This is a genomic window from Brevibacillus sp. MS2.2 (assembly GCF_013284345.1).
GTDB classification, from domain to species: Bacteria; Bacillota; Bacilli; order Brevibacillales; family Brevibacillaceae; genus Brevibacillus; species Brevibacillus brevis_C.
The window spans coordinates 245,954-271,917 of sequence record NZ_JABSUZ010000003.1; the positions used below are offsets into that span (position 1 = coordinate 245,954).

The window sequence follows — 25,964 nt, forward strand, 5'->3', positions numbered from 1 at the left end:
ACGAAAAATCAGGTATTAGGCCTTCTTTCCCCCAATATAATGTTACAACTTGTATTCAAGACAAACTGGGGCGCTTGTCCGAATACGAGACATCTTGAAAAGCAAAGGAGGGAAAGAAGTGAAGACACAAACGGTATCAAATGGAATTGTTACCCTGACGAAGGAAGGCGAAGAGGCAATCAAGAACAGTCCGCTTTATAACGAAGGTCTTCGGCCGACGCGAACAGCAGAACACACCTGGACTTCCTACAACTTCGCCAGCTTGTGGATCGGTATGTCGATCTGTTTGCCGACGTATGCTATGGCGGCAGGGTTAATTTCCTTGGGTATGAACTGGTGGCAGGCCATTTTGACGATCATTCTCGGTAATTGTATTGTCCTTATTCCCATTCTTCTCAACTCTCATGCCGGGACGAAATTTGGCATTCCGTATCCAGTTTTTGCGCGCCTCTGGTTCGGCTCCAAAGGAGCGCACATCCCCGCTGTCGCACGCGGTTTGATTGGTGCGGGCTGGTTTGGCATCAACTGTTGGTTCGGAGGTGCTGCCATCGATACACTCCTCATGTCGATGACAGGCTGGGCGAATGTTCCTGGACATCTCTGGATATCCTTCTTTGGCTTTTGGCTGTTAAACGTATGGGTCGCTTATCGCGGTCCCGAAGCCATCAAAAAAATGGAGGCTTGGGCTGCTCCCGTCCTGATCATCATGAGTTTGGCGCTCCTCGTCTGGGCGCTTACCAAAGCAGGCGGATGGGGACCGATGCTCTCGGCACCTTCGAAATTCACGTCCACTGCCGACTTCCTGAAGGTTTTCTTCCCCGCATTGACGGGAGCCATTGCTTTTTGGGCCACAATGGCTCTCAACATTCCGGATTTCTGTCGGTATGCCAAAAGTCAAAAAGCCCAAGTCATTGGACAATCCTCTTCGCTACCGACCACGATGGGTTTCTTCTCGTTCATCGGGGTAGCTGTCGCTTCTGCTACCGTCGTCATTTACGGAGAAGCGTTGTGGGACCCTGCTGCCGTGTTGGCTAAATTTTCGCCTTTCGCCATTTTCCTCGGAACAATTGGAATTATTCTTGCCACATTGACAACCAACGTAGCGGCCAATATCGTTGCCCCAGCCCGGGCAGTGGAGAATCTGGCCCCTCGCCGTCTCTCGTATGAAACAGGCGCCATCATCGCCGGAGTCGTGTCGCTCTTGATGCAGCCTTGGTACATTTTGGAGAACTTCGGCAACTACATCTTTTTATGGCTCGGAACGTACGGAGCCTTATTAGGCCCGATCGACGGAATAGCCATTGCCGACTATTGGCTCGTGCGCAAACGGCGCATCCATTTAACCGAGTTGTACAAAACAAACGGGATCTACAACTACAAAACGGGCTTTAATGGCAGAGCCATTTGGGCGATGCTAATCGGGATTGCGATTCCTTTTATAAGTAAATACATTCCGGGCTTAACCATTATTTGGGACAATGCTTGGACTGTCGGACTACTAATTTCACTCGTGCTTTACACGTGGATGATGAAAAGCGATGCTTCGATCTTGAGTGCCAACGATTACGAAAAGATCACAGCAAACAACAAACAAACGATTGCTTCCTGATAGCAAGCTACCAAAAAAGACTGGCTGCCCGATTGGGTTTGCCAGTCTTTCATTTCCTCACTTACGCTACCATTTGAATTGACTGATGGACTTCTGCAACTCTTGCGAAAGCTCATTCAGATTCGCGCTGGAACGGGCGATTTCTTGCATGCTGGCAAGCTGTTCTCCTGCCCCTGCCGATACGCCTTGGGTATGTACGGCTGCTTCCTGTGCAAGGCGATTCATTTCATCCATAGCAGATACGACTTGCTGTATGCTTGCCGACATTTGCTCGGTAGCTGCGGATACGTCCTGAATTTGACCCGCTACCTCCTGAGAAGACGCTACGATACGTTGGAAGGTGACACCTGCTTCTTGAACGACTTTTGCACCTTTTTTAGCCTCTTGGGTTCCATCCATCATGACATGCACGACCTGCGTGGTTTCTTGCTGGATTTCCCCAATCAGTCTCGCAATCTCGCGCGCAGATTCCTCTGACTGTTCTGCGAGTTTACGAACCTCATCGGCTACGACAGCAAATCCCCTGCCGTGTTCTCCTGCACGCGCCGCTTCAATTGCCGCGTTGAGCGCCAGTAGATTCGTTTGGGAAGCAATCCCAGTAATCACGTCAACAATTTGCCCGATGGCTTCTGACCGTACGCCGAGCAGTTGCACGAGATCCGCTGCGTGATTCACCGAGTTGGAGATCGTATTCATCTGATCAACGGCTTGCTGAATATGAATATTTCCTTGCTCCGCATCCTCTGCTGCCTGTGCCGATGATTCAGAAACGGAACCAGATGTATCGGCAATCCGCTGAATGGCAATCGACATTTCTTCCATGACACGAACACTGTCTTGCGTACGGTGCGTTTGTACTTCGGAGGCAGAGGCGATTTGCTGCACACTACTGATCGATTGTTCTGTTGCATAGGCGGACTGCTCCGCGCTCGCCGACAATTCCTCTGAGGAAGCAGCGACTTGCTCACCCGCTACTTTTACTTGTTCAATCAATGAACGAAAATTCGTTACCAATTCATTGAAAGCAGTACCAAGTGTACCTACCTCATCACGAGTCACGTAGGTAACAGGGGCAACTGCCATGTTTCCGTTCGCTAATTGCTGCATACGGCTCGAAACGATGCGCAGTGGGTCCGCGATCATCCGGGAGATAATGAACCCCAGTACACTACCTAATACAATCGACAGTATGCCAACCACAATCAGGAATGTAATTGCTTCCTGTGTTTCGGCTTGGTTTTCCTTCTGCATGGCGACTGCCTGCTCTGATTTGTAATTCGCCCATTCGAGCTGTTCCTGATTAATCCAATTCAGCGTCTTATCCGTGGCACGATAAAACGAATAGGCTTGATCCGCTTTCCCTTCGTGGATCATTTTAATGACCTCGCCCTGGTCTTTGCGATACTGCTCGATAAGCTCCTTTAGCATCGTCACTCTTTCTTGTTCTTGTGCATCCAACTTAGCGTTCTGGAGATATTGGAACGTTTGATTTGCTGTTTCCATTCGCAAGTCAAGCTCCGTTTTATATTCGGCAAAGACCGCAGGAGATGGATCGAGAATCATTTTATAGACTAATCCATCAATCGCGCGGATTTCTTGTCTCCAGTCGTTAATCCACTTAACGGGAAGAAGCTGCTCTTCGTACATGGCCTGAATGCGTTCACCTTGGACTTGCACATGATAATATCCGGTGAATCCGACAGCACACAAAAAGACGGCCATCATCACAATCAAGCTAAACAGTTTGGCTCGGGTGCTGAGGTTACGTAATAGACTCATCGTTGCGGCAATCCTTCCTGTGTCAAATAGGTAAGCTAGAAAAAGCGCGAATATTGTCTAATCTTACCAAAGTTTGTCGAATAAGTCGATAGTCGTAGTCACTTTCTCACACATCGAGCACAGATAGAATCGTAATCTCTTCAATTTGAACGTCAGGCTCATAGCAAATATAATACGTTAGTTCCGGGCTGATCCGATACCGAATCCCCCGGTATCCACAGGCAATCAAATACGCACGCACCTTATCGCCTGTCCATTCCAGCCACTCTTCATAGCCCATTTTGTTCTGTCTCTGTTCGAGTTCCTCTTCTGAATAAGCAGTGCGCAATGCATCCATGCGCAGTTCATTTTCCCCATAGCGCTCGTCCAAACAAACGAGACCCTGCAAATGAAGCTGCTGACTCAACACAACTGCCTTCTCCCCATTGGTCTCTGCATGACAAATCGCATACTGTGCGGCAATTTCCGGATTGCTCACTAAGTAAACACCAGCGCCAAACACTGCCTTTGCACTAGCACCGTTTGTAAAATGACGCCGTTCTGCTCTCTCATACTTTTGCGCTTTCACGACGCGAAGACCCTCGCCGTATTCGACCCCTCGATATACAATCTGCCTCATCCCTGAACGCCCCTTTTGACTCTGATGGAATCCTTCCAATGATGTGAAAAGGAGGAAGGCGCGTATCCGGCACCTCCCTCACTCTTATATTAAGGCAATAGCTTTACCATATCTTCGTAGGTTTCCGGTCGGCGATCCCGGTAAAATTGCCACGTATCCCGCACCTCATGAATTTTGTTACGGTCCATTTCAGCGAGAATAACCTCGTCTTGATCACGACTCCCGATGGCAACAAACTGCCCCCGTGGATCGACCAAGTACGATTGTCCGTAAAACTCCCCCATGTTCCACGGTGCTTCTGTCCCTACCCGATTAATCGCTGCCACATAATAACCGTTGGCTACGGCATGAGCTGGCTGCTCGAGCTTCCACAAGTATTCAGATAAGCCAGCGACAGTCGCAGACGGATTGAATACGATCTCCGCCCCATTCAAGCCCAGCAGTCGTGCGCCTTCCGGAAAATGGCGGTCATAGCATATATAGACCCCGACCTTGGCAAAAGCGGTTTCAAAAACGGGATACCCGAGATTGCCAGGCTTAAAGTAATATTTCTCCCAGAATCCGCACCCGCTCCTGCCCACTCCAACATGCGGAATATGCTGCTTGCGATATTTGCCCAAATACGTGCCATCCGCATCAATCACAGCGGCAGTGTTGTAGTACGTACCGATCCCCACGCGCTCGTACACAGGTAAAATGAGTACGGTTCCTAACTCGCGGGCAAGGGAAGAGAAAAGCTGCACGCTTGGTCCATTTGGAACTTCTTCCGCTGATTCATACCATTTCGTTTGCTGTTCGGCACAAAAATACGGGCCATAGAAGATTTCTTGCAGACAGATGATTTGTGCCCCTTTGGCTGCCGCCTCCCGCACCATCCTCTCATGCTTCTCAATGGCTTTTTCTTTGTGCAAATGGACCGGTTCGTCTCCGTGGACATCGTTTTTCGCCTGAATCAAGCCGACGCGAATGATATCTGCCATAATCGCCCTCCTCACCTTTTTACGCTGTCATTTATTACGGTCTTGCAAAGGTCGATCGTTTTACAAAGCGTCCAGCCCCGGCTTGACCGACGAATTGCTGATCGCGAATGACAAATGAGCCGCGCGACAGCACCGAGATGATATCGCCGGTCACCTCCATTCCTTCAAATGGATTGTAGTCTACATTCATATGGTGAGTTTCAACGGAGATCGTGCGCTTCACCTTTGGATCAAACAACACGATATCCGCGTCCGAGCCTACCGCGATCGTTCCTTTTTGCGGGAACATCCCGAACAATTTGGCTACTTTTGTAGAGGTCATATCGACGAACTGATTGAGGCTAATCTTGTCCTTTGCTACCCCTTCCGAGAAGAGGAGACGCATCCGGTCCTCAATGATTGGTCCACCATTCGGGATTTTCGTGAAATCCCCTAGCCCCAGCTCTTTTTGACCGGAGAAATTAAAAGAACAATGATCAGAGCCAACCGTTTGCAAAATGCCATTTTTCAACGCGCTCCACAAGACGTCCTGATTCCATTTTTCCCGGAGCGGCGGCGACCAGACGTACTTCGCTCCTTCAAAGCCCGGCTTCTGTAGATCCGTAATATCGAGTACCAAATATTGCGGGCATGTCTCCCCGTACACATTCCATCCTTTTTCGCGAGCCTCTGCGATCCGACGCACTGCCTCAGCACACGATACATGCACGACATACAGTTGGGCATCTGCCAGTGCAGTCAGTGCAATCGCACGTCCCGTCGCTTCTCCTTCTGCTTCAGGTGGGCGGGTGTAAGCGTGGTACACGGGGTCTGTCTGCCCGTTTGCAATCGCCTGCTTGATCAAATAATCCAGAACGTCTCCATTCTCTGCATGGACCTGTACAAGGGCACCTAGTTCTTTAGCCCGAACCAACGTTTTAAATAGTGTCTCATCATCGGCCATCAGCACATTTTTGTAGGCCATAAATACTTTGAGCGAAGTAATTCCTTCATTTCGCACGACTGCTCCTAATTCCTCGAGAACTTGATCATTTGCATCTGAAACCATCAGGTGGAAGCCGTAGTCGATGACTGCTTTGCCCCTTGCTTTTTCGTGCCAGGTCGAAATGGATGAATGCAATGGCTCCCCTTTATTCGTCAGGCAAAAATCGATGATGCTCGTCGTCCCGCCAAATGCTGCTGCCTTCGTGCCTGTATAAAAGTTATCGGAAGTAACCGTTCCGCCAAAAGGCATATCGAGATGGGTATGTGGATCGATTCCTCCTGGAAAAACATAGTATCCGGTAGCATCGATGTCTTCGGCATCTTTCCCATCCAGATTGGAGCCGATTGCGACTACCTTTTCCCCTTCGATCAGGATGTCCGCCTGATACGTGTCTGACGCTGTCACGACTGTGCCATTTCGAATGCACTTTTTCATTCGATGATCATCTCCCCTTCAACCCGTCACTGAGTAGACATGCCTTCCCTTGTACACGCTATGCACCACACGACGAAAACATGACGCTTTACAGCTCGCAGTTGCCACCCGTAGCCAAAGCAGCCTGCCGCTGATTCCAACTGAGAGGGGCTTTGTCGCTCGGGATCTCGACCATTTCGATCGTTCCTTCCACTGGACAAACGATGGAGCACAAATTACACCCTACACAATCTTCTTCTCGTACGACTAAGCGCTCTTTGCCCGTAGCTGCGTCAGGAACAATGTCAATGCATTGATGCGAGGTGTCCTCACAAGCGATATGACACTTGTTGCAATTGATACAGGTCTCTTCATGGATGCGCGCCACGACCTTGTAATTCAGATTCAAGTGGCCCCAATCCGAGTACGTATGCACGGCTTTTCCGACAATATCCATTACGGACGCAATTCCACGCTGATCCAGGTAATTGTTTAGCCCATCAATCATGTCTTCCACGATCCGGAAGCCATGATGCATAGCGGCTGTACATACTTGAACACCCGTTGCTCCCATCAGCAAAAATTCAACAGTGTCACGCCAATCAGAGATTCCTCCAATACCAGAGATCGGGATACCAACCTTGGGATCACGTGCACATTCTGCGACCATATTCAGGGCGATTGGTTTGACTGCTGGTCCACAATAGCCGCCGTGCGCCCCTTTTCCATCTACATGTGGGATCGGCAGCCATTTGTCGAGATCAACCCCCATCAAGCTGTTAATCGTGTTGATCATGCTGATGGCATCGGCTCCCCCCTGGCTCGCAGCCCGTGCTGTAAAGCGAATGTCCGTAATGTTTGGAGTGAGCTTGACGATGACAGGGGTTTGGGCGACTTCTTTTACCCATTCGACCTGTTGCCGGATTAAATCTGGATGCTGACCGACCGCAGAGCCCATCCCGCGTTCTGCCATGCCGTGCGGACAGCCAAAATTCAGTTCCAGTCCGTCAACACCGATTGCCTCTACCTTTTTGACAATCTCGTGCCATGCTTCCTGTTTATGTTCAACCATAAGCGACGCAATCAACGTGTGCTTCGGAAAACGGCGCTTCGTTTCATCCATTTCCTTCAAATTGACCTCAAGTGGTTTGTCCGTAATCAGTTCAATGTTGTTGAAACCGAAAACTCGCTGTCCCCCGAAGTTCAGTCCTGCAAAACGGGAGGTGACGTTGATGATTGGCTCTCCGAGTGTCTTCCAGACCGCTCCACCCCAGCCTGCTTCAAAGGCACGCTGTACTTGGTAGCCTGAATTGGTCGGCGGCGCAGAGGCCAACCAGAATGGATTCGGGGATTGGATTCCCGCCAGATTAATGCTGAGATCCGCCATGATAGGTCTCCTCCTTTATACTGGTTGTTTTTGATCACGGAGCGATTGGTGGATAGCATGAGCCGCTCGTTTCCCATGATTGGCTGCATCGACTACCATCGCATCTGTCTTGCCCCCACCAAAAATGACATCGCCCGCCGCATAAACTTTGCCATGGGAGGTTCGATAGGTGCCTTCCTCGACCTCAACAATCCCATTGCGATGATGAAGTCCAAATGATTCAATCAAAGACAGATGTCTGTTTTGTCCGATCGCTTTGACAACATAATCTACTTCGATGACAAAATGACTGCCGGGAATCTCTACTGGCCTCTTTCTTCCTTTCTCATCCGGCTCACCTAGCTCCATTCGCACCAGTTCCAATCCCTTCACTCGGCCGTTTTCCTCGAGTACACGCGTTGGGGCAACGAGCCAGCGGAATTCTACGCCATCCTGTTTGGCGAATTCGTACTCAAACTGATAACAGGACATCTCTTGAACTGTCCGCCTGTATAGAATCTGAACATTGTCTGCACCTAGCCGTTTCGAACAGGTGGCAGCGTCAATCGCCGTATTCCCCGCACCGATGATCACGACTTTTTTGCCGAACATCTCGTTGGATAGTGGCTTGGTCTTGGTCTCCTCCACGAGTGCAATGGCATCGAGGACACCTTCCAGTTCTTCTCCCGGGATATGCAGCTGAGGGACATTACCCATACCCGCTGCCAACAGGATAGAATCATACTGGTCCAATAACTCTTCTGGCGCTACATCCACGCCGATTCGCGTATTGGTACGTATCTCTACCCCTAATGCCTCTACTTGCTCGACTTCCCATAGCGAAATTTCCTGCGGCAGACGGAACGACACGATGCCGTACGTGTTCAATCCTCCTGCCTTTTCTTTGGCTTCAAAAACCGTAACTGCGTAGCCGAGACGAGCAAGCTCACGCGCTGCTGATAACCCCGCCGGGCCTGCTCCGACGATCGCTACCCGTTTTCCATTTGCTTCGCCTTTTGTAAAAAGCGTAGCTTTATTTTGGATTGCCCAGTCTGTCGCGTGACGCTGGAGAAGGCCGATCATGATGGGCTTGGAGGCTGAATTTAGTACACAGGCACCCTCACACAGCTCTTCGGTTGGACATACGCGCGCACAGCTCGCCCCGACGGGATTCGACTCCATGATCGTCCGGGCTGATCCGGACAAATTCCCGGTTGCAATTTTTTTGATGAAGGAAGGGATATCAATCGACGTGGGACAAGCCTTAATACAGGGTGCGTCGTAGCAATACAAGCAGCGATTCGCCTCATCGATGGCTTCCATCGGTTTTAGGGCAGGCACGACTTCCACGAAATTTTTCGCGATCTCATTGGGAATGCTCATCTGTCCACAACCTCCTCACCAGATCTAAACATGCTTGCTATTAATCAATGTGCGAAATCGCTTTTTTATGATTGTTACATTTCCTATTTGGCTAGTGAGGTCACGAAATCAATCTGCTTGGATTGACATGAATGATTTCATATTCGAATACGATAAAAACAAACAAGGAAGAAAGGGCCGTCCCGTATGAAGGATTACGACCTGGAAATCAAGGTAGTGAAACAAAAAATCGCAGATGCACACGCGCTTCTTGGCCAGTTGGAAACCGAGCGCAAAAACTACCTGGCGCAACTCGAAAGACGCAAAGCGTTTCTCTCTTCGCGCGAAATTCTAGACATCCTGGAGACAAAAGCTGGCCGTGTCGGCAGTATGGCTACCGTCAAACGCTGGGCAGATCAAGGCTACTTAGGGGAGTGTATAGACGAACGGGAGACCTTCCCCCTTTTAGCCAGTAAACAAGGAAACAAACGATTTCTTTTTCCTCGAGAATCCGTGCTCACTTATCTATATAAAAAAGGGTATCTTCGCCCGAGCTACGAGGTTTTGGATCGTGTCCAGCTCACAAGGGATAGTACCTGCTGCTGGGGAATCATCACCTCCGTCGAGCGAAGCGATCAGCACTTCACCTACCAAGTACAATTGGAAAAAACGGGAGAAGTATTGTTGGCTGTACCAGAAGAAGAACTGCTCATCCCGTAAGGAGGCACTATGGAACTGGCCATAATCACGCTGGAAAATACAGCTGCCAATCAAGAGCGATCACGACAAATTCGCGATTTGCATAAAAAAAAGGGCCAGCCCCTCGCTATTCGATTTAGCGAAGAACTGACCCATATTATTTTAGAAGCACCATGCTTGTATATCCCCGACCAGGAATGGTTGGACAAAGCTGTAGTCATCGAAGGAATCGTAAAAAAATCAGCGGAGTACTACGAGCTACACCCCCGAAGCAAAGGGAAGACTGTCAACCTTCACCTTGATTCAGAATTGGTAGCTGAGCTGGAGCTCATTCGCTCTCTCGTCAGCAGCAAAACGCAGCAGGAAGTCCTTCGTGAGTTGTTCATTCGAGGCATGCGCTCGTACTTGGCTGAGAAAGAAGCAGCCAACTCGCCCATCAGCGCCAAAAAAGAACGATGATCCCTGCTCTCTACCAGGTAAACGTAATTTTGTCGCCCGTGATTTGATAACGAACCGTGTAAGTCTGATTCTTCTCTTTCATGCCGACTTCAAATACAATGGCTTTTTTTGTCAGATCTAGCTTGACTGTATCGACATCCAGCATATCAAACGGCTCGTTTTCCTTTTTCTCCGTCCCAACAATTTCTATCTTTTCATGGGTAGTAACATGATAAACTCCTACACCCATCATTGTCTGATACAAGATCCAGTTGTTGTCCAGCCACGTTACTTCATCAATAAAATAACCTGGAAACAGTTGAGCTTGTGGTGTGTAGTCTGGCTGATAGAAGCGAATATTCGCGGTATTGTACAAATTGTCTGAATCAATCACCGCGATTTTTTTCTTGTCTGGTGATAGGATTCCAGCTTTTTTCGCCAATTCGATTTTTTCTTTTTCGGTTTCGATCCTCATTTTCTCGATCAGGAACAGCGCATCTTCTTTGGAAAAGACAATGTTTTTTACGTTTTTCAAATCAGCGAGCTTGTCTTTGCTTGCAAAATTACTGTAGATGGTTAGCGTTGCATCATCTGGCATACCATCGTAGGCGATGCCTCTGGATGGATATTCCCACGCATATGTTCCGATTCCTCTAAGGTGGTACGAAAAATCCGGCTTACCCCATGCACCAAAGATAGAAAAATCAGCATATTCAGCGGGTGCCCCTAATTTTTCACCGTACTCTTGCAAATTTTTAGCCATATCAACAAGTGCTTTTGTATCGGCGATTTGATCACGACGATAGATAGAAATGGCTTTTACTTTATCCTGAGCAAACGTGAAAAACAAGTGGTAGCCCTGTTCCGCATAGCCAATCAACTCAAGCTTTTCATCCGTAAAATGTGGTTTACCCAAGACTCGCACGATCTCGTCTTTTCTTTGGGAGGTCGTAATACCCTTTACCACTTCACCTTTATAGGAAGGTTCAACGAGAACGGCAAACGCTTGCTTGTTTTCGTCCCACTTTATGCTGATTCCTTGTGGGTAATACACATAATCATCAAATTCTTTCACGGATTTCCCCAGTAGCTTCGTAAGCGAATCTTGTTTCCACTGATGGGAAGTGAAGGTATTCACGAGCAGCCCTTTTGACAAATCTGCTGGTGCCTGTACGGATGTTCCAGTACCGCTTTGCGGTGTGATTGGCATTGTCGTTGATGCGCTTGCTCCGAATGCTGTCGAAGCGAACAAACAGCAGGACAACAGTAGCATTATCGCTTTCTTTTCCACTTCATTCCCTCCCAAACTATCAGCCTGACTATACAACCATCGCCATAAAACAACGGTTATCCCTAAATTATACCAGAAATAGACAAAATCCGCTAAACGGATTTTTTCATCCATAATCCATGTAACAGAATAAAGCGTCCTTTCCCCAATGTTGTGAAGGGAAGGACGCTTTTCGATGCACGCTATTTACTTCGATTCGCCGTTGAGATAATTGAAGAACGGCTGATCCACCCAAAATTTGTACGTCTCTACCTTTACTTTGTCATTCAGCTTTTGGAAGCCTTCCACGACTTTTGGTGATTCTCCATTCAGAGAGAAAGACTGCACGACATAACGGCCATCTTTTAGCACGTTGTTCGTAATGACAGCATAATCTGCCAGCTCCGTGCGGGAATGATACAGCGGCTGCCACCAAGAAGCCTTGAGCAATCCGGTCATGTCCTCTTGATCCCGTTTGGCATATTTCAAAACGATCGGCTGGAACTTCTCTTTCTCTTCCACACTGTCGAATTCCAGGCTGAGATCGTACTCCTTGGCATACGCAATGTAGTTGCCGTTTTCAATCTGAACCACCTGATAATCGGCTGTTTGAACAGGCTCTCCCCATTCCTTCAAGTAAATGAAGGCAGATGTTTTCGGTTCAAATTGAACCTTGGCATGGACGCCTTCACTTTTTAACAGGCCGATTAATTGAATGGCGTGGGCGATATCACTATGCCCATACGTAATCGTGCGCTGTGGATCAAAATGAGGATCGAATGCGGCATCCTTCAGATTGTAGCCAGTAATCAGGTTTTGCTTCAAGCCTTTGTCTACGAGCTCTTGCAATTCACCGGCTTTAATGATTTGCGATTCGTTCCACGCCTGTGCAAGCTTGCCAAAAATCTCTTCATCGGCGATTGTGCCCAGATAGTTTTTGGCAGAGCCATGGAACTCTGCTACTTTGGCTAGCAATTGACTCGCAAGCTCTGCGGATACTGCTCCTTCTACAGAAGCTGACTTCAAGGCGTTGGCGGACACAAGCCCCGTGTCAATAGCCACAGCCAGCTCTTGTGCAGCCTGCAAGGTAAGCGCCCCGCCTTTTTTGTACGAAATCCCTGCTTTTTTCAAGGCAGCCGCTACTTTTTCCTCGCTATATGTATACCCGAGCTCTTTTAACTCAGCAGCTTTTGCGGCAGCGCTAACCGCTTCCCATACAACCAGCTTGGAGGCATCTTTGGATGCAGGCAAGAATGTTTTGGCTGACAAGTCTTTTTCCGATATACTTGTGGTAGTAGATACAATCTTGAGCAATGCTTTCTCAAATTGCTCTCGAGTTACCTTCTTGTCAAATTTCACACCGTATTGCTGCTGCAAAAAGCTGCTCCACTCTGTGTGTGCTTCTACCGTGGTTTTCGTTGTTGCACCTACAGCAGTTGGAAAAACGAGTGCCGCTGAGAGTACGGCAGCCGAAGCGGAGAGTTGTAGCCATTTCGCTGATCTGTTCATGAAGAATCCTCCTGACGTATGAAGACGAATCATATTAACATTATTCCTATATGTTTACTAGGTATATAATCAACTACATTAGCACTCCTGCACTCATCCTGTCAATAACTAGAATAACCCAAATTCCTCGCACAAATGGAGGCTTCGGGTTATTTTTTCACTCGTTCTTATTTATCCAGCTCTGACCATTTGTTTACTTTCACCGGTGGTGTGTAATCGCGCATCCGATCTAGCAAAATAGCGGGATCACTCTCGCACAGAATCAATTCGCCCTGCATAGCGGGAATAAATCCAGCTTCAGTCGCATGCGCCACCATTTGCATCAACGGAGTATAGTAGCCGTCCACGTTCAACAGTCCGATTGGCTTTTGGTGAATGCCAATTTGACCCCAGCTCACCACTTCAAAAATTTCTTCAAAGGTACCCAATCCTCCTGGCAAAGCAATGAAGCCATCAGACAGATCGATCATTTTCGCTTTGCGCTCGTGCATCGTCAGGACCTCATGCAATTCTGTCAGCCCTTTATGTACGATTTCTCCGCGGAACAGTCCCGTAGGCATGACGCCGATCGCTTTGCCATCGCCTTCCAGTACTGCATTTGCAACACGTCCCATCAGTCCCATGCTAGAACCACCATAGACTAATTCAAGACCACGAGCGACCAATTCTTTTCCCAACTCCTGTGCGTACCGCTCAAAAAGTGGATTGACACCCGGATTGGAACCTGCATAAACACAAATACGTTTCATGTCATCCTCCCAAAACTTGTTGAAGTAGAATGTTTCCCTGAATTTCTTTGCGTGTAATATAATTATACTAAAATCAGGAAGGGACAGATATATGTGAATATAACTGAGTTTCAAAAATGGGTTGGAGATTTTTATCAAGAGCGTGGATGGACTGGGTATGGTCCGTTTATTCGTGTAGGATTTCTGATGGAAGAAGCTGGCGAACTGGCAAGAGCTGTACGCGCCATTGAAATTGGTCGAGATCGTCCTGATGAAGGGGAAAAGCCTGCAGAGGAAGCTCGGCAGGAGCTGGTGGAAGAGCTGGGCGATGTACTCGGGAATTTAATCTTACTGGCAAACCAATACGAGGTTCCTTTTGAGGAGATATTGGAAGCACATCGAGCAAAGCTGCAAAAGCGCTATCAGCTCCATCGTTGAATACATACAGCGGCATTCTAGGTTTTTCGCATCTCCTAGTCTGCCGCTGCTTTCATCTATTCGTCTTTTCGTCCAAGCTACCCCTACTCCAACGTATCAAAGGCTTCCCTCATTACCTGCGCAATAAAATCGATATCATCGCTCGTCGTGGTAAACGGTGGCGACAGTGTCAGTACATTGTTGAAGCTTGGAATGGTGTCGCCATTGCGTCCGATGATTAGCCCACGCTTCTTGCACTCAGCAATCACCTGTGTTAATTTCGCTGGCGCCGCTGGTTCCTTTGTTTTGCGATCCTCAACCATCTCGATCCCCATCAGGAAGCCGAAGCTGCGAATGTCTCCAACGTAAGGATGATCTGCGAGAAACGCCAGCTTGGCACGCAATTCTGCACCGAGTTCCTCCGCTCTCTCCACCAGTTTTTCCTCTTCTAAAATTTCGAGATTTTTCAGGGCAAGCGCGCATGCCGCCGGATTGCCGCCGAACGTATTGACATGACGAAAATGCAGATTATTCCCCTGCTCATTAAATTTGTCTGCAATTTCTGCCCGCACAGCCGTTGCAGAAAGTGGCAGGTAGGCGCTTGTAATCCCTTTGGCCATAGTCACGATGTCTGGCTTGATTCCGAAGTTTTGGTGGCCGAACTTTTGACCGGAGCGACCGAATCCGCAGATGACCTCGTCTACGATCATCAACACACCGTACTTATCGCAGATTTCCCGCACTTTTGGCATGTATTCCGGCGAAGGAACAAGAACGCCTCCCCCTGTAATGGTCGGCTCCATGATGACCGCTGCTACTGTCTTTTCACCTTCCCAATTGATCACTTGATCGTAATATTGGGCGCACTCCAGATTACATTTGCCGTATGTTTTTCCAGCCGGACAGCGATAACAGTAAGGCGGCGGTACATGAAGGAAGCCAGGCGCTAATGGCTCGTATTTTTCCTTGCGTATAGATTGACCAGTTGCAGCGAGAGCCCCCATCGTATTTCCGTGGTAAGCCCGATGTCGCGAAATGAATTTGTAACGGCCCGACTCCCCGTTCTGGTGATGATATTGACGGGCAATCTTGAATGCGACCTCGTTCGCTTCCGAGCCACTGTTAGAAAAGAAAACGCGATACTCCTCCCCAAGCCATTCGCTAATCTTCTCGGATAGACGAATAGCGGGTACATGGCTTTGTGTGAGTGGAAAATAAGCCAATTGCTTCAACTGCTCATAAGCGGCGTCTGCTAGCTCCTGTCGACCATAGCCAACGTTGACGCACCACAAGCCAGACATCCCATCCAGATATCGGTTCCCGTCGATATCGGTGATCCACGATCCGCTCGCTTCCGTTACGATCATCGGATTGGGGTTGTAGGGGGACATATGGTGCCACATATGCGAACGGTCGGCATCCAGCAAGCGCTCTTTATCAAAATCTTTCGTTACTTGTCCTTGCTCCATCGCGCAATCCTCCTTATTTTTTCGTTAGAGGTTACTTAACAAAAACTTTTTGCGAGCCAATGCTGGTATCGCCATCTTCGAACCATCTGGATGTGACCGTTTTTTTCTTCGTGAAAAAGAGAACGCCATCTTTTCCATTTGCATGCAAATCACCGTAAAAGGACTGCTTCCAGCCTGAGAATGCAAAGAAGCCCATCGGAGCAGGCACCCCTACATTGACACCGACCATTCCCGCTTCCACCTGCTGAACGAATTCTCTTCCCCATTTTCCGTTGTTCGTATAGATGGTCGCCCCATTGCCAAAACGCGAGCGGCTGATCGTCTCCAAGCCCTCTTCAAAGTCTTTTACACGCATGACACTCAGAACAGGCGCAAAAATCTCGTCGCGAACAATGACCATCTCGGCATCTGCCTTGTCAAAAATCGTAGGCCCGAGGAAGTATCCATCCGGCAGCTTTTTCGCGTCCTCGCGACCATCGCGAACCAACGCGGCACCAGACGCGACACCTTTTTCGATATAGTCATGGACTTTGGACAAGTGAGAATCACGGATGACTGGCCCGAGATCGATGCCCTCCTCCAAACCATTCCCCATCGCAAGAGCACTGGCTTCCTCGATCAGATGCCCGATCAGCTCATCGGCAATCTCTTCAACAGCTACGACAGCGCTGGCTGCCATACACCGCTCTCCTGCACAGCCGAATGCTGAGCTCGTGATTGTTTTTGCCGCGCGCTTCAAATCCGTATCAGGCATGACCAAATGGTGATTTTTCGCGCCAGCCAGTGCTTGCACACGCTTTCCGTTCGCCGCCGCTGTCTTGTACACATATTCCGCAACTGGCTGCGAGCCGACGAATGATATCGCTTTTACATCCGGATGCTCCAACAGACCATTGACGACATCATGCGCTCCGTTTACGACGTTAAATACACCGTCTGGCAGCCCTGCTTCCTTGAGTAGTTCAGCAATCCGAATTGAAGACAGCGGCGTACGCTCCGAGGGCTTCAGGACAAACGTATTTCCTGCGGTAATTGCAATCGGGTACATCCACATCGGAACCATCACCGGGAAGTTAAAGGGAGTAATCCCGCCCACTACCCCCAGCGGAAAACGGATCACCTGACTGTCGATGCTGTTTGCGATATTGGGCAATGTTTCTCCCATCATTAGTGTTGGCATCCCACAAGCGAACTCTACCATTTCCAGCCCACGCAATAACTCAGCCTGTGCCTCAGGCAGATTTTTGCCGTTCTCCATGGTGATCATCCGGGCAAGTTCGTCCTCGTGCTTGAGGAGAAGACTATGAAAACGAAACATAATGCGCGCACGATCCACGACAGGGGTAGCACTCCAGCTCACATACGCTTCCTTCGCGGCAGCAACAGCCTTGTCCACATCTTCTTTCGTTGACAGTGGCACACGCGATAACAATTCTCCTGTTGCCGGATTGGGTACATCCTCAAAACGTGTTGTCAGTGAATCTACCCACTGCCCCCCGATGTAGTTTTTCAACGGATTTCCAACGATAGCTGTGTTCATCCCTTCAACTCCTCACGTTCAATTGATTGACAATTCCATTTTATCCAAAAATAATACCTGTCAGCACTAGACAAAGCGTAACGCATTACGTAGGGTTAATCATACAGAGTGTAAACGGAAGAGGTGAACCTAATGAGTAACGATTTGCGTCTGACCCTTACAGAAATCATCAAGCGACCATTGTTTCAACATGCCCAAGTGGTGGCGGGTCATCGCGGGCTGTCCCTTCCTGTTCGCTGGGTTCACGTCTTGGAGACTGCCGATACGGGACAGTTTTTAAATGGCGGCGAGCTGATCCTATCAACCGGGCTAGGATTTGGAGAAGAAAAGGAAAAGCGACTTGCATATTTATCAGAGCTCATTCGGCGAAAAGCAGTTGGACTGTGCATAGAGCTGGGACGTTACATCCCCTCCATCCCTGAGGATATGCTTGAGTTGGCGAACCACCACCAGTTTCCGTTGCTCGTCTTTCATCAGCCTGTGCGCTTTGTGGACATCACGCAAGATTTGCACGAGCATTTGATCCATGCGCAGATGCAAGCGCTTCGCAATCTCGAAGCATACTCTCGCAGTTTGCAACAGCTCAGCCTGCAGGCAGCTGGCGTCCCCAAGCTATTACAGCATTTTCAGGTGGCGGTTCAGATGCAGGTCTTCTATTACGCACCAGATGGCTCCACACAATTTGCCCCGGTGGTACCGCATGATGTTGCAGTGGAGATGAGCGATTTGATGCGGTCTCATTTTTCCGAATTGGATAGTAGTGAAGCTGGCGTCCGCTTCCTTTCTCTCTCTGCGACCAGGCAGCTTGCTTATCAACCAGTGATGGCGATGGGTCACGTGCTCGCTTATGTCGGTATTGTCTTGTATGAACGAAGTCCGGATGAGTATTTGCTCCTAACCTTAGACAATACAGTCAGCGCGATGGCTCAAATTTTAATGCGAAAAATGTTTGTGGAGGAACAGGCACTTGCTACCGAAAACCGGCTGTTTGATGATTTGATTGCCAACCGCACCATACCGGAGGAACAAATGCGTTCCTTGCTCGGTATCACGGGCAGCGGTAAAGCCTCGGCCTATCACATGATTATTTTATCGTTTGAGAAGCCGAAGAACTTGGCCGAGGATTCCCTTCCGCCGCACGATCTGACGGCTATCTTCCGTTCCCTATTGACTCGTCATCACTTTCGTCCTTTCATACGTTGCAAGGGCCATCGCTTTTACTTTTTACTGATCGAGCAGCGTCCGCTTGCAGATTCCCGTCGTACCCTGGAAAAAGCCTTTCGTGATGTCAAAAGAATCATGACACAAATGCTAGGGGCGGATGTTCAACTCTGGATGGGCATCAGTCGAGCCGGGAAACGGTTGTCTGACGCTGGACGACACCTCGCAGAGGCGGAACAGGCCCTGGCTTTTTATCAGGAATCATCCAGTCCGTTTTTCGCTGATCTCGGATTGTTCCGACTCCTGTTCCACGTACCTAGTGAGCCAGTGCTAAAGACCTTTATAAGCGATTACCTCGGCCCACTGTTAGCCCATGACCAAGCACACGGCTCCTCGCTCGTACACACGCTGCGTGTCTATTTTGATGTTAGCCTGTCTAAGCAGGAGGCAGCGGAAAAACTGTTCATTCATCGTCAAACGCTCTATCATCGCTTGGAAAAAATCGAAGAAATTCTCGGTGAGGATTACACGGCAACGCAAAACAGGATTTGTCTGGAAATCGCCCTGCGAGCGCGGGACTGGTTAAGCAAAGAAGAGCAGCATCAGTAAAAAAGACACAACCTTTCATCCGATCAAAAGATGAAGGTTGTGTCTGTTATTTATTTTCCTGGCTTTTTCATATATAGGCGATACTTCGCTTCTTTTCCATCCGTCAACACAACGCGAATATTGTACAGACCGGATTTTTCAAGATTCACCGTTAGTTGTTCCGGATTGTCGGTGCTTGTTGCAGCAGCAAGCTCTTGTGAACGACTGTTATACACGTACAAATCAATATTGGCATCCTCTTCCCACTCTACGGACAATTCCAAATCACCAGGTTCATTAACACGGATCAAATACTCCATGCTTTTCTGCTTCTTCGTCAGTTTCCCTGTTCGCGCAGGTTCTTTGTCTACAACTGGCGGCTTTTCCTCTTCCTCGTCATCGGCCTTTTGCCATTTTCCCGTTGTCGCTAGCGCATACGGCTGAGGTCCTTTCGGGATGTTATAGCCTTCGACCGTCACGGTATAGGTTCCCTCTTCCGGCTCGGTAATCCATACCTGCTCGACGTTGTTGAGGTTGTCCACTTCGTCGTTGTACGGGGCCTCAAAAAAGTCGTTGCCGTTCAGCTTTTCTCCACTTGGTGTCGTCACCTTCAGATTCAAGTCGTTGACGAGCGCACGCTTTGCGACAATGGCAGCGGGATAATCTGTCCACGCAAGCGTAATTGCCAAAGGCTTGGAATCATCCGAGACCTTGACCTTATACGTGACTTTTTCACGCGTGCGAATGCCATCCTTCTCGTCCTTGTAGTCCGTTTCAATCGCATGCTCCAGATTGGCTCGTCCGAAGCCTTGCTCTCGCATGTCTTCATCCAAGTTGTCTGCACTCGTCAACAGCATGGCTTTTACTAATGCACCACTCGGATTTTTTTCCCCTTCTTCCTGCAAAAATTCCCGGATTTGTGCCACACCGCCCGCTAAAATCGGCGTAGCCATGCTCGTCCCGTTCATATATGCGTAATGCTCATTGAAACGCTTATAGAAATTTTTGCTCGGTGCCAGTGAAGAGCGCGTAGACAAGATCGCTGTACCAGGCGCGACAATATCAGGCTTCAAACGTCCCTCGTCCGTTAAGCCGCGACTGCTCGATACCCACACGTCGTCCGCTTTATCAGAGCTCTTCCCCAAGTTGGGTCGAACATTTTCCGTAGCGCCAACGGCGATAACGTTTTTAGCAGTGGCTGGGCTCCCAACCGTTTTATAGCCTTTCTCGCCATCATTTCCAGCCGCAATAAGCACCGTCATATCTGGATGCTCCCATAAAAAGCGATCAAACAGAAGCGATGATAGGCTGTACGCTCCCTTATCATTCGTCCCCCATGAATTGGAGTGAATGCGGGCTCCCTCTTCGTATGCTTCCTGCAAAATGGTCTCGACATCCGTGTTGAGCTTCCCTTTTGCGGTCTCGATGGAATGAAAAACGAGCTTCGCTCCCGGTGCTGTTCCTTTATACTGTCCATCTGATGCTTCTCCTGTGCCCACAATGGAACCGGCTACATGTGTACCATGACCGTGAACATCACTTGCATCATTCGGTCGCCCAAGAGAAATGAGCTTCTCAATCTGGCCTTTAAAATCTGGATGCATCGCTTGAAGCTTCCCTGTATCAAGTCCGGTATCGGCTACGCCAACAATTTGTCCCTTGCCTGTGTACCCTGTCGAGGCCAGCTTGTCCGCATGAATGATGGTAGCTGCCACATCATTGCGCAGCTTGTTTTCTGGCACGGGGACAACTGCAATGACATCATCTGATTCGATCACTTGTTCAATCGTTTCCTGATCCATCTTCGCGATTGATATATGCGGAGCATCCTCTGGCGATTGAATGTCTCGTATATCTTGATCCTCCGTCATTTCCGTCATCGCTCGATACATATCCACCCGTTGGTTGAAACCGATGACGGCAACCTCGACCCGCTCTCTGTTTCCTCCTTCAAAGCGAAGCTCGGACGATACCTTGGACTTCGGAGTAAAGGCCATAACATCTTCGACAAAGGAAAGCTCCTCGACTCCCCTTCTTACCTGTTCATCTTCGACTTTCGCGATGAATGCATAATCTGGTATGTAATCACCAAGCGTGACGCCGATATCTTCCAGTTCTTCTTTCCACTCCTCACGAACAGGACCGGTTAACTGAATAACGACGAGCTCAGACTCTCTCTTTTTAGACGTAAGCTTGTCCAGTGCAAGACCTTTATCCGCTTCGATCTGGATATTGCCCCGACGCTCTCCCTCTTGCTTGGCATCCGCCGGAATGCCCTCCAGTGAAAGCGTCAGAACAAGTGTCGTGCATAAAGCTGCCTGCCATTTTTTTCGCAAAGCAAACACCCTTCCCCCATGGCATTATGAATCCATTTCTATCCATTATAAGAGAAAGGGTGAATTCTCAAAAGAGTAAGAAGGCATAGACACGGGACAAAAACTAATTTTTTGTCCCATCCTCTTCTACCGTCCACTGTAATAGGGGTTGAAAATCGGCCCATGCCAACTGCATCAGCATTTCCTGATTCCATTCCTGCTTCGGAATATCCATCAGTCGCACGGCCTGGTTTTGGATCGCCTCTTGCAATAGGTTATGGCTAAAACGGCCATTGCCATTCAATCGATGATCACTGACTGCTTTATCCAAAGACTGTGAGATCATTTCCAGCACATTCTTCTCAATGGCATACCCTACGTCACATGCAGCCTGTTCAAGTATGTGCACGAGTTCCTTCACGGTATAGTCGGCGAACGCAATATATTTTTTAAACCGTGACAAGAGTCCGGGGTTGCTCATCAATAAAGAATTCATTTCGAGTGGGTAGCCTGCGAGGACCACGACCAGATTTTCTTCGTGTTTGGTCATCTCTTCTACGAGTGTGTCAACGGCTTCCTGCCCAAAATCCCGTTCTCCCCCGCCGAGCAGCGAATACGCCTCATCGATAAACAAGACGCCGCCCAATGCTTCTCGAACTTTTCTGCGTGTAAGCGCTGCGGTCTGACCGACATACCCCGCTACCAAATCGGCTCTACTCGCCGTAACAAGATGACCGCGTTTCAAATAGCCGATTTCTTGCAAAATCTGTGCATACAACTGCGCAACCGTCGTCTTCCCTGTGCCTGGATTTCCAGTAAAGACGGCATGCAGCTCAATCGGACTTTTCGGCAGACCTCTTGCTGCGCGTTCTTGCTGGACGGACACATACGCCGCGATTTTTTTCAGCTCTGTTTTCACTTGAGCAAGACCAATCAAGGCTTGCAGTCGAGCTTCTGCATTGCTTTCTTTTTGCGGCGGATCAAAGACACGGACATCCTCTGGTTTCAGTATCGTAAAGTCATCCCATTTCAGTTCCTTACCGTCTGTCTGGCGTCCTTTGGCAAAGATCGCATCGAGCACGATATTTGTAACTGCCCGTGCATTACCAAACGTCTCGTCTACTTGCGCTTTTTCAATGCGCTGACGCAGCGTAACTTTTGCCGCCTCTGTCAGCGTAAAATCGTTCCGTACGGCTACTTCTTCTGCGATATGCACCAGTTCGTCCGCTTGATAGTCCGGCAGTAAAAAGTGGCCCGTCTCTGGAAAACGGCTATTCAGCCCAGGGTTGGCGTACAAAAAATGACGCATTTCTTCCGGATAGCCCGCAAGCATCACAACAAAGCGTCCTGCAAGCTCGCCACTCGTCATAGCGGATACAAGCGTGTCAATCGCCACTTGTCCGTAATCACTACCGGAGCTATCTGGGCGCTTCAAGCTGTATGCTTCATCGATAAACAGAACTCCACCGTCTGCCTGCTTGATCGCTTCCATGACGCGCTGCTCTGTCTGTCCCACGTAAGCGCCGACCAATTGCGAACGATCCACCTCGATGAGCTGTCCTTTTGCCAACAACCCGAGCTCCTGATACAGCTTGGCGATTAAGCGAGCCAAAGTCGTCTTCCCTGTGCCTGGGTTCCCCATCAGCACGAGATGAAGGGGGAGCTGGTCTTTCATATGCCAGCCCTTTTCTTCGCGAAGCTGGCGATACTTCAGAAATTGGGCCAACTGCCGAACCCGATGTTTGATCTCGTCCAGGCCGATCAACCGCTCCAATTGCTCTAAAGCACTCAAATCTTGTTGAGGCGCTTTTTCGCGATCTTCTACCCTTTCGTTCCTTTGCGGCAGGAGCTTTTCCTTCTGTTCTTGCTGGTTCATTAAAGCGCGAATCGTCTCTTGCAATTGGACGAGCATTTCACTGGAGTAAAAGACCCCGGATAAAGACGCTCCATATGCTTGAACACGTTCTTGCAATTGTACTAATAAATTTTGTCGTTCCGTGTATAACAGCACGAGGGCAGCAGCCGTAGCTTCCGCCTCCGAATCGTTCCACTTTTGCGCTGCCTGTAGTGTCTCTTCAGCGAGAGAGCTCCACTTCGTGATTTCAGCCAACTCATTGGTTGCCTGCTCTTCCAGCACTTCAACTGTTCTCCTGCGCATGACGACGTTATCCGTTTCACGCACGGACTTGAATTCAGTGAGAAAGGCATGGGATCGCAACTGTGAAAAGTACAGCTCGAGCTTAATCTCTCCAGCATAGCGATAATCAGGGGCTAGTTGAAGCGCACGATCTACCCATTCAGTTGCAAGTGTATGGCCTCCTGTTTTGTGCATCCGCAAAGCAGACATCCGCGTCAACACCATCGCTTCCATCAAATCAAGCTCTTCGCCTGGATGTTCTTGACGATGCTGTTCGAGCATTTGCAGGAATGTCAGGCATTCGCCTTCGGATAGTGACTGGATACTGGACGGATTTTCACTAAAACCTGCAATCAGTACCCTCGGGTCCCGTTCTTCTTGATGCTGCATCTTTTGATTGCTCCTCCCGCTCCATTGTTTCATCCCTGTTGTAGCATATTTAGCCGAACATGAAAAGTCTGTCCGAAGATTAGAACTCCCCTTGGATGTTCGCTGCGGTTCTTTTCACCATTTGACGTGTGAACAAGGTCGCCAAAGCAATGAGGATACCAGCCATACCAAATTCAAGCCAGACCCCTCCCCATTCTAACAGCATCGCGCCTACAACCGGACCTGCAGCCATCCCCGTATAGCGGATGAAATTGTACACACCAATGGACGTTGCACGCTCCGCTTCAAATACTTCGGATAGCAAAATCGTATGTGCAGGCATACCTACACCCAAGGTTAAGGCAAACAGCGTACTTGTTACCACAAGCAGGAGAAAAGAAACATCAGCCGCAGTCATAAAAAGAAGCATCGCCAAAGCATTTGAACCGGTCGTCACCAGTAATGTTTTACGTGCTCCCCATCGATTCTGCAATACAGCAGACAGCTTGCTACTGATAATAAAGACGACTGACACGAGCAAGAAAACCAATCCGATTATTTCAACGGAGACTGCGTATTGGTTCGTCAATTGGACAGGAAGAAACAGCAGGAAGCAATAATAGGCGTACATTTGACTAAAACCGATTAAAATGACAGACGCACCGACTGGGTGGAGCAAAATATAACGGAAAGACCCTAGTGTAAAACCGCCTGATGATGTAGCTTGATTCTTTTTCGTTTCGGGTAACAGTGCAGCATTGATGCCGACGAGAAAGACTGCGCAGATCGCCAAAAACAAAAAGACCGCAGAATGTCCGCCGATGCCGCCAATCCAGCCACCTAACAGTGGACCAAGTGCAGGACTGAGCGCAAGCAGCATCTGATAAGTCCCCATCGCAGATGCACGTTGGATTCCTGTAAATAGGTCTCCAATGATCGTTGCGGCTACGATCGGAATGGCAGCAAACCCTGCCCCTTGTAAAGCCCGGAAAAATAATAGCCCATAAATAGAATCGACCAGATAACATCCAATTGACGCGATCGTATATAGAATCAGGGCAGGTACCATGACACGCTTTCGGCCGAACCGATCGATAAATGGTCCGTAGATGATTTGCATAATCGCCAGCATGACGGTAAAGATTGAAACGGTCCAGTTGATCATGGTTACACTCGTCTGAAACTCTTTTTGCATGGCTGGTAAAATAGGCATGAACAAATTTTGCGCGAACATACCCAGCATAAGCGTTATCCCAAGTAGGTACAGTACTTTTCTTGGATTCATGGTTGCTCTCCTCTTATCTCGTTAATATTGTGTCCTTGGAAACAATTTTCACAAAAAAATAATGAACACCAATTGTATGTTTCCCCTAATCTTCTGTTGCTTCTCTTATGACCTCATCCAAAAATGCCAATTCAGCGGGGGTATATCTATCCAAGAATCGGTATACGTCATTCTCCAGGCGTTGATGGTAGTGTTCGTGAATCTCGTTTACCATTTCTCCTACTGATGTCAGCCTGAAAAAAACTTCCTTCTGATTGTCTTCGAGCTGATAGCGCTCGAGTAATCCTTTCTTCAAAAGTTTGACTGTTATTTTGGATATCGCACTCTTTGTTACCCCAATATGCTGAGCAATTGTCGTAACATTGACTCGATCCTTCCTCCCTACCTCTTGAAGGACGTGGAGCTCTGTTACGGATAACCTTCCAACTTTATCGTAATCAGGTACGCTGATTCTGATCTGGCGCAATAGCATTTCTTCACGTAGTTTGCTGCGCTCCTCCTGTTTATGTAGAAAGGTGATCCATCGATTCCAAAGCTTCTTCTTAGCGTCCAATGCAGCATCAGCTCCTCATCTATTTCGATATTTGTTTCCACGGAAACAAAATAACCTTACCATGAGATTTCCTTTTGCACAAGAAAAAACCGCAGCCCTGCATTCGCAAGCTGCGTTCCGAGCCCAGTCTCTATCCATTTAGATTGCCCAATTCCTTGTCCGCACTGAAATGAGCACGAGCAGCCTCAAACACTTCACTTTCCGATCCAGCCGAGATTTTGAAACTCGATACCACTTTCTTGCCGCATCGTACTTGTACGTTATACTGTGAATCCCCATCATACGTTGACTCGAAATGATAATCCTCACCATTGACCTGAATGGTTCGTTCCATGGTTACACCTCCTACCTTAGTGTGACCAAGCAACATGG

At 48.7% G+C, this 25,964-nt stretch carries 21 protein-coding genes; 5 read left to right on the plus strand and 16 right to left on the minus strand.

Annotation, left to right across the window (positions count from 1 at the left end; all coding sequences use genetic code 11):
- The first annotated feature begins 118 nt into the window (after positions 1-118).
- On the plus strand, positions 119-1,609 hold the full coding sequence (locus HP568_RS04160) for an NCS1 family nucleobase:cation symporter-1 (protein ID WP_048033277.1): 1,491 nt from the start codon (positions 119-121) through the stop codon (positions 1,607-1,609).
- Between the two features lie 66 nt (positions 1,610-1,675).
- Here the strand turns inward: HP568_RS04160 and HP568_RS04165 are convergent, their stop codons facing one another.
- From HP568_RS04165 to HP568_RS04190, 6 genes are all read right to left on the minus strand, one after another.
- On the minus strand, positions 1,676-3,388 hold the full coding sequence (locus HP568_RS04165) for a methyl-accepting chemotaxis protein (protein WP_173628410.1): 1,713 nt from the start codon (positions 3,386-3,388) through the stop codon (positions 1,676-1,678).
- A gap of 106 nt (positions 3,389-3,494) precedes the next feature.
- Positions 3,495-4,007, minus strand: coding sequence for a hypothetical protein (locus HP568_RS04170; RefSeq protein ID WP_048033279.1), 513 nt, complete (start codon positions 4,005-4,007; stop codon positions 3,495-3,497).
- Between the two features lie 89 nt (positions 4,008-4,096).
- Positions 4,097-4,987, minus strand: a complete 891-nt coding sequence (locus HP568_RS04175) for a nitrilase-related carbon-nitrogen hydrolase (protein ID WP_173628411.1) — start codon at positions 4,985-4,987, stop codon at positions 4,097-4,099.
- Positions 4,988-5,021: 34 nt separating this feature from the next.
- Entirely contained in the window at positions 5,022-6,407 is a 1,386-nt protein-coding gene (gene hydA, locus HP568_RS04180) for a dihydropyrimidinase (RefSeq protein WP_173628412.1), read from the minus strand.
- Between the two features lie 88 nt (positions 6,408-6,495).
- The gene (gene preA / locus HP568_RS04185; protein WP_173628413.1) at positions 6,496-7,773 is read right to left on the minus strand and encodes an NAD-dependent dihydropyrimidine dehydrogenase subunit PreA; all 1,278 of its coding nucleotides are present in this window, start codon (positions 7,771-7,773) and stop codon (positions 6,496-6,498) included.
- Between the two features lie 15 nt (positions 7,774-7,788).
- Positions 7,789-9,135, minus strand: coding sequence for an NAD(P)-dependent oxidoreductase (locus HP568_RS04190; protein WP_173628414.1), 1,347 nt, complete (start codon positions 9,133-9,135; stop codon positions 7,789-7,791).
- A 186-nt stretch (positions 9,136-9,321) separates the two neighbouring features.
- Here HP568_RS04190 and HP568_RS04195 point away from each other — a divergent pair, with 186 nt between their 5' ends.
- A complete protein-coding gene (locus HP568_RS04195) occupies positions 9,322-9,834 on the plus strand; it encodes a hypothetical protein (RefSeq protein WP_048033284.1) in 513 nt (170 codons plus the stop codon).
- A gap of 9 nt (positions 9,835-9,843) precedes the next feature.
- Positions 9,844-10,272, plus strand: coding sequence for a hypothetical protein (locus HP568_RS04200; protein ID WP_173628415.1), 429 nt, complete (start codon positions 9,844-9,846; stop codon positions 10,270-10,272).
- A gap of 10 nt (positions 10,273-10,282) precedes the next feature.
- Here HP568_RS04200 and HP568_RS04205 read toward each other — a convergent pair whose 3' ends face one another.
- From HP568_RS04205 to HP568_RS04215, 3 genes are all read right to left on the minus strand, one after another.
- Entirely contained in the window at positions 10,283-11,656 is a 1,374-nt protein-coding gene (locus HP568_RS04205) for a hypothetical protein (protein ID WP_254551024.1), read from the minus strand.
- Between the two features lie 72 nt (positions 11,657-11,728).
- Positions 11,729-13,030 carry a hypothetical protein gene (locus HP568_RS04210; RefSeq protein ID WP_173628416.1) on the minus strand — a complete coding sequence of 434 codons (1,302 nt, stop codon included), beginning with the start codon at positions 13,028-13,030 and terminating at the stop codon, positions 11,729-11,731.
- 167 nt (positions 13,031-13,197) lie between these two features.
- Positions 13,198-13,779, minus strand: coding sequence for an LOG family protein (locus HP568_RS04215; RefSeq protein WP_048033287.1), 582 nt, complete (start codon positions 13,777-13,779; stop codon positions 13,198-13,200).
- Between the two features lie 93 nt (positions 13,780-13,872).
- Between HP568_RS04215 and HP568_RS04220 the strand changes: the two genes are divergently transcribed.
- The gene (locus HP568_RS04220; protein WP_056488064.1) at positions 13,873-14,196 is read left to right on the plus strand and encodes a MazG nucleotide pyrophosphohydrolase domain-containing protein; all 324 of its coding nucleotides are present in this window, start codon (positions 13,873-13,875) and stop codon (positions 14,194-14,196) included.
- 83 nt (positions 14,197-14,279) lie between these two features.
- Here the strand turns inward: HP568_RS04220 and HP568_RS04225 are convergent, their stop codons facing one another.
- Together HP568_RS04225 and HP568_RS04230 are read right to left on the minus strand one after the other, a co-directional pair.
- On the minus strand, positions 14,280-15,644 hold the full coding sequence (locus HP568_RS04225) for an aspartate aminotransferase family protein (RefSeq protein WP_048033289.1): 1,365 nt from the start codon (positions 15,642-15,644) through the stop codon (positions 14,280-14,282).
- Between the two features lie 31 nt (positions 15,645-15,675).
- Positions 15,676-17,184, minus strand: coding sequence for a CoA-acylating methylmalonate-semialdehyde dehydrogenase (locus HP568_RS04230; protein ID WP_173628417.1), 1,509 nt, complete (start codon positions 17,182-17,184; stop codon positions 15,676-15,678).
- Between the two features lie 132 nt (positions 17,185-17,316).
- Here HP568_RS04230 and HP568_RS04235 point away from each other — a divergent pair, with 132 nt between their 5' ends.
- Positions 17,317-18,954, plus strand: coding sequence for a PucR family transcriptional regulator (locus tag HP568_RS04235; protein ID WP_173628418.1), 1,638 nt, complete (start codon positions 17,317-17,319; stop codon positions 18,952-18,954).
- A gap of 50 nt (positions 18,955-19,004) precedes the next feature.
- Here HP568_RS04235 and HP568_RS04240 read toward each other — a convergent pair whose 3' ends face one another.
- From HP568_RS04240 to HP568_RS04260, 5 genes are all read right to left on the minus strand, one after another.
- Positions 19,005-21,278, minus strand: a complete 2,274-nt coding sequence (locus HP568_RS04240) for a S8 family serine peptidase (protein WP_173628419.1) — start codon at positions 21,276-21,278, stop codon at positions 19,005-19,007.
- A 94-nt stretch (positions 21,279-21,372) separates the two neighbouring features.
- On the minus strand, positions 21,373-23,775 hold the full coding sequence (locus HP568_RS04245) for an AAA family ATPase (protein ID WP_173628420.1): 2,403 nt from the start codon (positions 23,773-23,775) through the stop codon (positions 21,373-21,375).
- Positions 23,776-23,854: 79 nt separating this feature from the next.
- The gene (locus HP568_RS04250; RefSeq protein WP_173628421.1) at positions 23,855-25,039 is read right to left on the minus strand and encodes an MFS transporter; all 1,185 of its coding nucleotides are present in this window, start codon (positions 25,037-25,039) and stop codon (positions 23,855-23,857) included.
- 85 nt (positions 25,040-25,124) lie between these two features.
- Positions 25,125-25,592 carry a MarR family transcriptional regulator gene (locus HP568_RS04255; protein ID WP_173628422.1) on the minus strand — a complete coding sequence of 156 codons (468 nt, stop codon included), beginning with the start codon at positions 25,590-25,592 and terminating at the stop codon, positions 25,125-25,127.
- A 130-nt stretch (positions 25,593-25,722) separates the two neighbouring features.
- On the minus strand, positions 25,723-25,926 hold the full coding sequence (locus HP568_RS04260; protein WP_026043127.1) for a hypothetical protein: 204 nt from the start codon (positions 25,924-25,926) through the stop codon (positions 25,723-25,725).
- Positions 25,927-25,964: the final 38 nt, after the last annotated feature.

Excerpts from the sequence above, each read along its gene's own strand:
- HP568_RS04195 (WP_048033284.1), top strand. The coding sequence starts at position 9,322 with ATGAAGGATTACGACCTGGAAATCAAGGTAGTGAAACAAAAAATCGCA.
- HP568_RS04250 (WP_173628421.1), bottom strand. The coding sequence starts at position 25,039 with ATGAATCCAAGAAAAGTACTGTACCTACTTGGGATAACGCTTATGCTG.
- HP568_RS04230 (WP_173628417.1), bottom strand. The coding sequence starts at position 17,184 with ATGAACACAGCTATCGTTGGAAATCCGTTGAAAAACTACATCGGGGGG.
- HP568_RS04205 (WP_254551024.1), bottom strand. The coding sequence starts at position 11,656 with ATGGATGAAAAAATCCGTTTAGCGGATTTTGTCTATTTCTGGTATAAT.
- hydA (WP_173628412.1), bottom strand. The coding sequence starts at position 6,407 with ATGAAAAAGTGCATTCGAAATGGCACAGTCGTGACAGCGTCAGACACG.
- preA (WP_173628413.1), bottom strand. The coding sequence starts at position 7,773 with ATGGCGGATCTCAGCATTAATCTGGCGGGAATCCAATCCCCGAATCCA.
- HP568_RS04200 (WP_173628415.1), top strand. The coding sequence starts at position 9,844 with ATGGAACTGGCCATAATCACGCTGGAAAATACAGCTGCCAATCAAGAG.
- HP568_RS04245 (WP_173628420.1), bottom strand. The coding sequence starts at position 23,775 with ATGCAGCATCAAGAAGAACGGGACCCGAGGGTACTGATTGCAGGTTTT.
- HP568_RS04190 (WP_173628414.1), bottom strand. The coding sequence starts at position 9,135 with ATGAGCATTCCCAATGAGATCGCGAAAAATTTCGTGGAAGTCGTGCCT.
- HP568_RS04235 (WP_173628418.1), top strand. The coding sequence starts at position 17,317 with ATGAGTAACGATTTGCGTCTGACCCTTACAGAAATCATCAAGCGACCA.
- HP568_RS04170 (WP_048033279.1), bottom strand. The coding sequence starts at position 4,007 with ATGAGGCAGATTGTATATCGAGGGGTCGAATACGGCGAGGGTCTTCGC.
- HP568_RS04210 (WP_173628416.1), bottom strand. The coding sequence starts at position 13,030 with ATGAACAGATCAGCGAAATGGCTACAACTCTCCGCTTCGGCTGCCGTA.
- HP568_RS04225 (WP_048033289.1), bottom strand. The coding sequence starts at position 15,644 with ATGGAGCAAGGACAAGTAACGAAAGATTTTGATAAAGAGCGCTTGCTG.
- HP568_RS04215 (WP_048033287.1), bottom strand. The coding sequence starts at position 13,779 with ATGAAACGTATTTGTGTTTATGCAGGTTCCAATCCGGGTGTCAATCCA.
- HP568_RS04175 (WP_173628411.1), bottom strand. The coding sequence starts at position 4,987 with ATGGCAGATATCATTCGCGTCGGCTTGATTCAGGCGAAAAACGATGTC.
- HP568_RS04260 (WP_026043127.1), bottom strand. The coding sequence starts at position 25,926 with ATGGAACGAACCATTCAGGTCAATGGTGAGGATTATCATTTCGAGTCA.
- HP568_RS04165 (WP_173628410.1), bottom strand. The coding sequence starts at position 3,388 with ATGAGTCTATTACGTAACCTCAGCACCCGAGCCAAACTGTTTAGCTTG.